A 10,561-nucleotide genomic window follows, 5' to 3' on the forward strand; every position below is an offset into this window, starting at 1 on the left:
TCAATCGTATGCTTTATTCCCGCACATGACAGTTGAACAAAATATCGCTTTTGGATTAAAACAAGACAAAATGCCGAAGGCAGATATTGCCGTGCGCGTTAAAGAAATGCTTAAACTGGTGCACATGGAAAAATACGGTAAACGTAAACCGCATCAGTTATCGGGTGGTCAACGTCAGCGTGTAGCATTAGCTCGTTCATTAGCAAAACGTCCTAAATTATTATTACTTGATGAGCCAATGGGCGCATTAGATAAAAAGCTGCGTACTCAAATGCAGTTAGAAGTGGTCGATATTTTAGAGGCGGTAGGCGTTACCTGTGTGATGGTAACCCATGACCAAGAAGAAGCCATGACTATGGCTGGACGAATTTCGATTATGCATGAAGGTTGGATTGCCCAAACCGGCAGCCCAATGGATATTTACGAGTCGCCAGCTAGCCGCATGGTTGCTGAGTTTATTGGTACGGTAAACTTATTTGAAGGTGAAATTATTGAAGATGAAGCTGACCACGCGATAATTAAATCGCCGACTTTATCGCAGCAGTTTTATATTGGTCACGGTATTTCAACCAGCCTAGAAAACAAAAATGTATTTCTGGCCTTACGCCCAGAAAAAACCATTATTACTCGCCAAAAGCCCGAAAGAGAATATAACTGGGCCCATGGCGTAGTGCATGACATAGCCTACCTTGGTGGTTTGTCGGTGTATTACATTAAGTTAAAAAACAAACAAATTGTTCAATGTTCAATGATTAACCGTGAACGCCGCGCCGATCACCCAACATGGGAAGACGAGGTTTACATCAGTTGGGAAGACACCAGCGGGGTTGTATTAAACTCATGAAGAATCCATTGAAAATTTTCAAAGGCCGACATCTCACCATGGGTATCCCTTACCTATGGTTGTTACTGTTTTTCGCCTTACCGTTCGCCATAGTATTAAAGCTGAGCTTTTCTACTGCTGCAATTGCGATTCCACCTTACGAGCCAACATTTAATTATTTTGATGAGGCGCTAAATATATTCGTTAATCTGGGTAACTATTTATTGTTGCTGCAAGATTCAATGTATTACATGGCGTATCTGACATCATTAAAAATGGCCTTTGTTGCTACTCTGGGCTGTTTGGTGCTTGGGTTTCCGATGGCTTATGCGATTGCCCGCGCACCGGTAAGAATGCAGGCGGTATTGCTGCTACTGGTGATGTTGCCGTCGTGGACCTCATTTTTGATCCGTGTATACGCGTGGATGGGTATTTTAAGTAACAACGGTTTAATTAATAACGCCTTGATGTGGTTAGGTGTTATTTCTGAACCAATACAGATGCTGAATACCAATTTTGCAGTATATATCGGTATCATTTACGCCTATTTGCCGTTTATGATTTTGCCGCTTTACGCCACCCTAGTTAAATTGGATTTAAGCTTACTAGAAGCCGCTTCCGATTTAGGCTCTAGCAGTATCAATACTTTCTGGAAAATTACTCTGCCATTATCAATGGGCGGCGTGATAGCTGGCTCGATGTTGGTATTTATCCCTGCAGTGGGTGAGTTTGTTATTCCTGAATTACTCGGTGGCCCAGACTCATTAATGATTGGTAAGGTGTTATGGCAAGAGTTCTTTAATAACCGCGACTGGCCAGTAGCTTCATCGTTAGCGATTGTAATGTTGGCGTTATTGATTATCCCGATTACCTTATTCCACCGTTATCAGTCACGCAACATGGAGAGCGACGTATGAAGAACTTAAGTTTCTCTAAAGTGATGTTGTGGGTTGGGTTGATATTTTTATATGCGCCAATGCTTATTTTGGTCATCTATTCATTTAACGACTCAAAACTGGTTACCGTGTGGGGAGGTTTTTCGCCTAAATGGTATGGAGAGTTATTTCAAGACCAGCAAATATTAAATGCAGTTTGGACCAGTTTACGCATTGCCTTTTATAGCTCTACCATGGCAGTGATTATTGGCACGATGGCAGCATTTGTGATGACCCGTTTTAGACGCTCATGGGCTAAATTAACCTTGTCTAACATGATCACCGCACCTTTGGTTATGCCTGAAGTTATCACCGGTTTGTCGTTGTTACTGTTATTTGTGCAAATGTCAGAGACCTTTGGTTGGCCTACAGAGCGCGGCATGTTTACGGTATGGATTGCCCATTCGACCTTCTGTGCTGCTTATGTCGCGGTAGTGGTGTCGTCAAGACTGCGTGAACTGGATTTGTCGATAGAAGAAGCGGCGATGGACTTAGGTGCAACGCGACTAAAAACTTTCTTTTTAATCACCATACCAATGATAGCGCCATCGCTTATTGCAGGTTGGTTGTTGTCATTTAGTCTGTCGTTAGATGATTTAGTGATTGCCAGTTTCACCTCTGGTCCTGGTTCTACAACCTTACCTATGGTGGTGTTTTCGTCAGTTCGTTTAGGGGTTTCACCTAAAATTAACGCACTCGCGACAATTATTATTTTAGCGGTATCTTTGGTGGCTTTCTTATCTTGGTATTTTGCACGCCGAGCAGAGAAAAAAGCTAAAATTGCGATGGAATAACAGCGCAGAATTAACACAATATAGAAGCCACGCTAAGTCAGTGTGGCTTTTTTATTTTCGATATCCCGTCTTGGAATATGTTTACATTATTCCGATAATGCGGGTGTTTAATGTATTCTACAAAGTGTCAAAAATTATGCGATAAATGCTAGTTTTTGAATTTGCTTAAGTGTAGGATGAGTGAGTTGTATTACGTTTTAACTTATAAAGGAAGTGCTATGTCCGCCACACCTCATACTAGTTCATATTATGCTGCATCGGCTAATGATAAAGTCGAGCGCCGACGCTTAGAAACTACTATTGAAACAGATGTTTGTGTTATTGGCGCTGGCTATACAGGCCTGTCTTCTGCGTTACATTTATTAGAAAGCGGCATGAAAGTGGTGGTACTTGAAGCAGCAAGAATTGGCTGGGGAGCATCCGGTCGAAATGGCGGCCAAATTGTCAATTCATTTAGTCGCGATATTGACTCTATCGAAGGTGTTGTCGGCAAAGAACAAGCTAAGCTATTTGGTCAAATGGCGTTCGAAGGTGGTCAGATTATTCGTGACCGTATTGCTAAATACAACATTGATTGTGACTTAAAAGATGGTGGCGTTTTTGCTGCCATGAATGCCAAGCAAATGGGCCATTTACAGAGTCAAAAATCATTATGGGAAGCGCATGGTCATAATAATCAATTAGAGCTACTCGACCAAGACGGCATCCGCAAAGTGGTTAATAGCGATTTATATGTCGGTGGGTTACTCGATAAAAGTGGTGGCCATATTCACCCCCTAAACCTTGCATTAGGTGAAGCCCGTGCGGTGGAATCGCTAGGTGGACTGATTTTTGAAGATTCTGCGGTTATTAAAGTGGATGACGGTGCGTCACCCATTGTGCACACAGCACAAGGCCAAGTTAAATGTAAATATGTTGTGGTGGCTGGAAATGCTTATTTAGGTAAGTTATTGCCAGAGCTGCAAGCTAAATCAATGCCTTGCGGTACTCAGGTTATTACCACTGAACCCTTGTCAGATGAAATGGCTGCCAGTCTATTACCGCAAGACTATTGTGTTGAAGACTGTAATTACCTATTAGATTATTACCGTCTTACTGGCGATAAACGCCTTATTTTCGGTGGTGGCGTGGTTTATGGTGCTCGCGATCCAGCCAACGTAGAAGCCTTGATTATGCCTAAACTATTAAAGACTTTCCCGCAGTTAAAAGGGGTTAAAGTTGACTATGCTTGGACTGGTAACTTTTTAATGACGTTATCGCGTCTGCCGCAAGTGGGTCGCATTGGGGATAATATTTATTATTCACAAGGCTGTAGCGGTCATGGGGTTACCTATACTCATTTAGCCGGTAAGTTAATTGCCGAAATGCTTAATGGCCAAGCGACACGTTTTGATGCCTTTGCTGCATTGCCACATTATCCATTCCCTGGCGGACATGCACTTCGAGTGCCGTTTAGTGCACTAGGTGCGTGGTATTACACTTTACGTGACAAGTTTGGTATCTAGATATCAGTTGATTATCAACTGATTATTAACAACTGATTATTAACAAATGACTAATCAATGATTAATTGAGTATTTTCGAATTCGTAGGAGCGCATTGTGATTTTAAATGATCCAAGCTTATTGCATGAGCAATGTTATATCGATGGCCTGTGGGTGAGTGCTAACAGTGGCGAAACGGTTGCGATAGCCAATCCAGCCACCCAAGAAATTATTGGCACAGTACCTGTAATGGGCAAAGCAGAAACCGAAATGGCCATTACTGCAGCCAATAATGCCTTACCGGCTTGGCGAGCGCTTACTGCGAAAGAACGTAGCCAAAAGTTACGACGTTGGTTTGAGTTAATGATTGAAAATGCTGACGACCTTGCGTTGATGATGACAACTGAGCAGGGTAAACCTCTGGCAGAGGCAAGAGGTGAAGTCACCTATGCAGCATCGTTTATTGAATGGTTTGCCGAAGAAGCGAAGCGTATCTATGGCGATACAATTCCTGGCCATCAAGCAGATAAAAGACTGACTGTAATTAAACAGCCTGTTGGCGTGACTGCGGCGATTACCCCTTGGAATTTCCCTGCAGCGATGATCACCCGTAAAGCCGGGCCAGCATTAGCAGCCGGTTGTACTATGGTAGTTAAACCTGCGCCGCAAACTCCGTTTACAGCATTGGCTTTAGCTGAGCTTGCACATCGTGCTGGTATTCCTGCGGGTGTGTTCAGTGTTATCACTGGTGATGCGATTGCAATTGGTAATACCTTATGTGAAAGCCCGATTGTGCGTAAATTATCTTTTACTGGTTCAACTGCAGTAGGCATTAAATTAATGGAGCAGTGTGCTCCAACGCTTAAAAAATTGTCACTTGAGTTGGGCGGTAATGCGCCATTTATCGTATTTAATGATGCAGATATTGATGCCGCAGTTGATGGTGCAATGATTGCTAAATATCGCAATGCAGGTCAAACCTGTGTATGTGCCAACCGTATTTATGTTCAAGCGGGTGTGTACGAGCAATTCACGCAAAAGTTTGCAGCAGCAGTGGCTAAATTAAGCGTCGGTAATGGCGTGGATACTGGGGTGAATATCGGCCCGTTAATCAATGCCGATGCCGTGGCTAAAGTACAGCGTCATTTGGCCGATGCAGTTGCCAAAGGTGCCAGCGTAGTCATTGGCGGTAAATCGCATAACTTAGGTGGCTTTTTCTTTGAACCTACCATTTTACGTGACGTTGATAAATCGATGTTGGTTGCTAAAGAAGAGACGTTTGGTCCATTAGCTCCGCTATTCAAATTCGACTCAGTAGATGATGTGATTAAACAAGCTAACGATACTGAGTTTGGCTTAGCTGCTTATTTTTATGGCCGTGACATTTCGCTAGTCTACAAAGTAGCAGAAGCACTTGAATACGGCATGGTGGGCGTTAATACGGGATTAATCTCGACAGAAGTAGCGCCATTTGGTGGTATTAAATCGTCTGGATTAGGCCGCGAAGGTTCTAAGTTTGGTATCGATGAATACCTTGAAATGAAATATATCTGCATGTCAGTTTAAGAGAGCGGGCTATGACTAAAACAAATGAAGGATTAATGGCACGTCGCCAGGCGGCAGTGGCTCAAGGTGTTGGACAAATACACCCAATATTTACTGAACGTGCTGAAAATGCCACCGTATGGGATGTTGAAGGTCGTGAATATATCGATTTTGCCGGTGGTATTGCGGTACTCAATACTGGCCATTTGCACCCTAAAGTTAAAGCCGCTGTGGCAGCGCAGCTAGATGCATTTTCACATACGTGTTTTATGGTATTGGGTTACGAAAGTTACATTGCGGTATGTGAAAAACTTAACCATTTAGTGCCAGGCGATTTTGCTAAAAAAACCGCCTTATTTACCAGTGGTTCTGAAGCGGTTGAAAACGCAGTTAAAGTAGCCCGTGCTTATACAAAACGAGCAGGCGTAATTGCGTTTACCTCTGGCTATCATGGTCGAACCATCGCTGCGCTAGCATTAACGGGTAAAGTAGCACCGTACAGTAAAGGCATGGGCTTAATGTCTGCCAACGTGTTCAGAGCTGAATTTCCTTGTGAAATGCATGGCGTGTCTGAAGATGATGCAATGGCATCAATTGAACGTATTTTTAAGAATGATGCCGAGCCTGCTGATATAGCGGCGATTATTTTAGAGCCAGTACAAGGTGAGGGTGGATTTTACGCGGTTACACCATCGTTTATGAAGCGCTTACGTGAATTGTGCGACAACCATGGCATTGTGTTAATTGCAGATGAAGTACAAACCGGCGCTGGTCGTACTGGTACTTTCTTTGCGATGGAGCAAATGGGTGTTGCTGCTGACATTACTACCTTTGCCAAATCTATAGCGGGTGGTTTTCCACTGTCGGGTATTACCGGTAAAGCAGAAGTGATGGATGCCATAACCGCTGGTGGTTTAGGCGGCACTTATGGTGGCAGCCCTATCGCTTGCGCTGCTGCACTCGCGGTAATTGAAGTGTTTGAAGAAGAACAGTTATTGGCTAGAGCAAATGACGTAGGTAATAGACTTAAGTCGGCACTCACTGATATGCAGGCTAAGTATTCGCAAATTGCTGATGTACGTGGATTGGGGGCAATGATCGCCATTGAACTAATGGAAGACGGTGAACCTGCTCCACAGTACAGTGGTAAAATTTTAGCTGAAGCACGTAACCGCGGACTGATTTTATTGTCTTGTGGCACTTACGGCAACGTTATCCGAGTGCTGGTACCATTAACTGCGCCAGATGCACAAATTGATGCTGGTCTTGCTATTATGGATTCGACCTTTAAAGCAGTGTTTAACTAGCCTCTCGTTTTGCTCATATAATCAAAAAAATCCCGTTTATACGGGATTTTTTATACCTTACACCTACTTAATTTTCAAATCTGACTACACTTTATTGTATCTGAAAGTTAATACTAAAGCGGGAGCTCAATTGAATGAAGGCATTATCCATTAAGTCAAAGTTGTTATGGATCACCTCGGCGTTATTTATTGTCACAGTAATTACACTCTCTTTAAGTTTATGGTTAGGGTTAAAAGAAAAGAATACCAACTTGGCCGCAGAGGTAGAAGTTGCTTTACAGAAAGAGATTAATGACAAATTATCTGCAAGAGCGGGTGAGTACGGTGAACGTATTGCTGGATTTATCAATGAAGCTTATCGGGTTCCCTTTTCGTTTGCAGGCCTACTGGAACAAACCTCAAAAAAAGATCCTTTAAGTCGTGAGCGAGTAGAGTTATCGCTTGCGGCCGTATTACAAAAAAACAACATAATATCGTCGATGTATGCGCAATTTGAACCTAATGGCTACGACGGTCTCGATGATAGTTATCTTCAAGGTAGCAGCCACAGTGTCGCGAATGCGGGCACATTAGAAATTTACTACACCCGCAATGATGACGGTACAGTAGAACAGAATCAGGTTGATGATGCGGCTGAAAAATATGTTGCCACGCTAAATGAGTTTGGCGTACGCGAAGCTGAGTGGTATTTGTGTGCAAAAGACAGTAAAAAGTCGTGCTTAATGGAACCGTATTTGTACGAGATCACTCCAGGTAATACCGCATTAATGACCTCGTTAACTGTGCCCGTTGTAATCGATAACCAATTTAAAGGCTTGGTGGGCGTAGATATTAATTTGCCGATATTTCAAACCATGATCATGCAATTGTCTAAAAGCTTATATGCTGGGCAAGCCAAGGTGACATTGGTGAGCCAGAAAGGTTTTGTGGTGGCAGCCAGCCATTATAAAAAATTTGCTAGACCACTGAGCGAATCAGTCAGACCAGAATTAGCCAAAAAATTATTAGCGTTAGACAGTTCATCGGGTTTTGTAAATGAACCAACCACCATTGCCGTGGCATACCCTATTAACATCCCTATCGCTAATGCCACTTGGTCATTGATTATCGAAGTGCCGAAAGAGCAAGCCTTTATGGCGGTAGATAATATGAATACCGCCATGAATGACATGGCGATGTCCTTGGGTAGTTTGCTATTAACCATTGGTATTATTGTCACGGTTATTGCGGTGCTTATTATCAGTTTGGTTATTCGCAGCATTATTGCGCCGCTTAATATGATCCAAGCTCGTGTCGAAAATCTTGCCAGCGCCGAAGGCGATTTAACTCAAGCGATAGAAGTCGATGCCCATGCGGAATTAATTGCCTTGGGAAGTGGTATTAATGCCTTTATTGCTAAATTGCGCCATCTCATTTCCGAACTCAAAATTCTTGCCGATCGTTCACAACAAGAAAGCATAAAATCGGCAGACATTGCTAAGCACACTCGCGAAAGTGTTAATCGCCAATATGGTGAAATTGAAAGTGTGGTTACAGCGGTTAATCAAATGAGTGCCACCGCGCTTGAAGTGGCTAAAGCCTCAGAGCAAACGGCAATGGAAACCGAATCAATGACCGTTAATGTAAAAGACGGTCAGTCACGGTTAACCCAAGCGATGGTATTTGTTGAGGGAGTATCGGGTGATTCTGCACAAGCTCAGCAAGCTGTAGGTATGGTGTCGCAAAGCAGTGCCAATATTAGCCGCATTTTAGAGGTTATTAGTGCCATTGCGGAGCAGACTAACCTATTGGCGTTAAACGCCGCTATTGAGGCTGCCAGAGCAGGAGAGCAAGGCAGAGGTTTTGCTGTTGTTGCAGATGAAGTAAGAACGCTAGCATCGAGAACTCAAACATCGACTAATGAAATTAGTACCTTGATTGAGTCGTTACAAAAAGAAGTTAAAAATGCTTCTAGCATCATTGATAAAGGTGCTCAAGGTGCACAAAAAGCCGTTGAGCAAACTCAGCTCGCTTTACAGTCTCTGAATGCAATAGTGGAACAAATTAATGAAGTGTCAGGTCAAGTAACTCACATTGCTACCGCAGCTGAAGAGCAGAGTGCGGTAACCGAAGAAGTGAGTCGTAATATTACTGGTATTTCGGACTCTGCAGCAGAGTTATCTCAGTTGGCTGACAGTGCTCAGCAGAGCAGTGACAGCTTAGCTGATTTAGTTCAGCAGCAGCATCAACAATTGGGACGATTACGAACTTAACCTTGTTTTAGCATAGCGCGAACCCTATGAAAGGTGGCTTACAAGCCACCTTTTCTATTATTATCCCTGTCTAGATTATTACCACGAAGATATTATGGCTGAATTTATTGCTCCACCTTGCGATGGCAACATTGAGGTTTTATACCAAGATGAACATTTGTTGTTAATCAATAAGCCGACTGGATTATTAAGTCTCTCGGGTAAGAATCCATTAAACAAGGATTCAGTGCACCATCGTTTAGTGCAAGATTACCCAACGGCAACGTTAGTGCACCGTCTCGATTTCGGTACGTCAGGTATTATGTTGGTGGCGCTAAATAAAGTGGTTAATGGATTATTGACCAAACAATTTCAGTTACGTACTGTCACAAAAACCTACACTGCAGTGTTATATGGTGATTTGGTTAATCAACATGGTGATATTGAATTGCCGATCGCCAAAGATAGCGATAATTTCCCGTTGATGAAAATTTGTCATGACACAGGTAAGCCAGCTCATAGTCAATATCAAGTGATTGACCGTTATCAACAACGACTATCAACGCGGGTCACCTTTATTCCGATTACAGGTCGAACTCACCAGCTACGCATACACAGCCAACAAATTGGCCATCCTATATTAGGTTGCGACTTGTACCGTAATGGCCATTCGCAAGCAATGTCGGACCGATTAATGCTGCATGCTACTTCATTATCGTTCACCCATCCGATAACAGAACAACGGATTGATTTTATTTGTCCAAGCCCATTTTAACCATTTCTAGCAACAAACTGATGTCCGCATGGTAAAACTGATGCATAATCAATCTATTATTTATTCTTACACAGGTTAATCAACATGGTGATTTCATGGTTAGATTCGCTGGCTTTAATCGTATTTTTAGTTAGTTGGGTTGGGTATACCGGTTTTGCCCGTCGCAAAGCTAAAACCTCTAATTGCATTGCACGAGTAATGCATCAGCAACGTATTCATTGGATGTCGCAGGTTATCGCCAAAGAGATACGCGTAGCTGAAGCGGCATTATTGGCTAATTTAGAACGTAATATCGCCTTCTTTGCTTCAACAACTTTACTGATCCTGGCAGGTGTGTTGACTTTATTTTCGCAGGTTGAAAAGCTTGAAACCGTGATCGGTTCTATCCCCTTTACCTCATCCCCTAATCACGCTTTAGTACAGGTTAAACTGGCACTTTTAGCCGGGATTTTTGTGCTCGCATTCTTTCAATTTACTTGGTCCATGCGCCAATATGGCTTTGTGAATATTATGATTGGCGCCGCGCCATTAGATAAAACCGGTAGCGATAAAAATGCCTTGGGTTACGCGAGGCAAATGGCCGTAGTACAAGATCAAGCGGCGCATTCATATAACTATGGCTTACGTTCTTATTACTACTCTATGGCAGCGTTGTGCTGGTTTATGC

General features: G+C 42.9%; 9 protein-coding genes. All 9 read left to right on the plus strand.

What is annotated here, in order from left to right; all coding sequences use genetic code 11:
• On the plus strand, positions 1–844 hold an 844-nt coding region (locus H5202_RS13440; protein WP_182772514.1), incomplete at its 5' end, for an ATP-binding cassette domain-containing protein.
• Positions 841–1,740: an ABC transporter permease subunit gene (locus tag H5202_RS13445; RefSeq protein ID WP_182772515.1), complete on the plus strand. Its 900-nt coding sequence runs from the start codon at positions 841–843 to the stop codon at positions 1,738–1,740. The genes H5202_RS13440 and H5202_RS13445, both read left to right, overlap by 4 nt.
• Positions 1,737–2,552, plus strand: a complete 816-nt coding sequence (locus tag H5202_RS13450) for an ABC transporter permease subunit (RefSeq protein WP_011638452.1) — start codon at positions 1,737–1,739, stop codon at positions 2,550–2,552. Before H5202_RS13445 ends, H5202_RS13450 begins: the two co-directional genes overlap by 4 nt.
• Before the next feature lie 218 nt (positions 2,553–2,770).
• Positions 2,771–4,057 (plus strand): NAD(P)/FAD-dependent oxidoreductase, encoded by a 1,287-nt coding sequence (locus tag H5202_RS13455; RefSeq protein ID WP_182772516.1) that lies wholly within the window; start codon positions 2,771–2,773, stop codon positions 4,055–4,057.
• A gap of 96 nt (positions 4,058–4,153) precedes the next feature.
• Positions 4,154–5,602, plus strand: coding sequence for an NADP-dependent succinate-semialdehyde dehydrogenase (gene gabD, locus H5202_RS13460; protein WP_182772517.1), 1,449 nt, complete (start codon positions 4,154–4,156; stop codon positions 5,600–5,602).
• 11 nt (positions 5,603–5,613) lie between these two features.
• Positions 5,614–6,888 (plus strand): 4-aminobutyrate--2-oxoglutarate transaminase, encoded by a 1,275-nt coding sequence (gabT, locus tag H5202_RS13465; RefSeq protein WP_182772518.1) that lies wholly within the window; start codon positions 5,614–5,616, stop codon positions 6,886–6,888.
• 134 nt (positions 6,889–7,022) lie between these two features.
• Entirely contained in the window at positions 7,023–9,140 is a 2,118-nt protein-coding gene (locus H5202_RS13470) for a methyl-accepting chemotaxis protein (protein ID WP_182772519.1), read from the plus strand.
• 94 nt (positions 9,141–9,234) lie between these two features.
• Positions 9,235–9,894 carry an RluA family pseudouridine synthase gene (locus tag H5202_RS13475; RefSeq protein WP_182772520.1) on the plus strand — a complete coding sequence of 220 codons (660 nt, stop codon included), beginning with the start codon at positions 9,235–9,237 and terminating at the stop codon, positions 9,892–9,894.
• 84 nt (positions 9,895–9,978) lie between these two features.
• On the plus strand, positions 9,979–10,561 hold a 583-nt coding region (locus H5202_RS13480), incomplete at its 3' end, for a DUF599 domain-containing protein (protein WP_182772521.1).

The sequence above is a fragment of the Shewanella sp. SG41-4 genome (assembly GCF_014164505.1).
Taxonomy (GTDB): domain Bacteria; phylum Pseudomonadota; class Gammaproteobacteria; order Enterobacterales; family Shewanellaceae; genus Shewanella.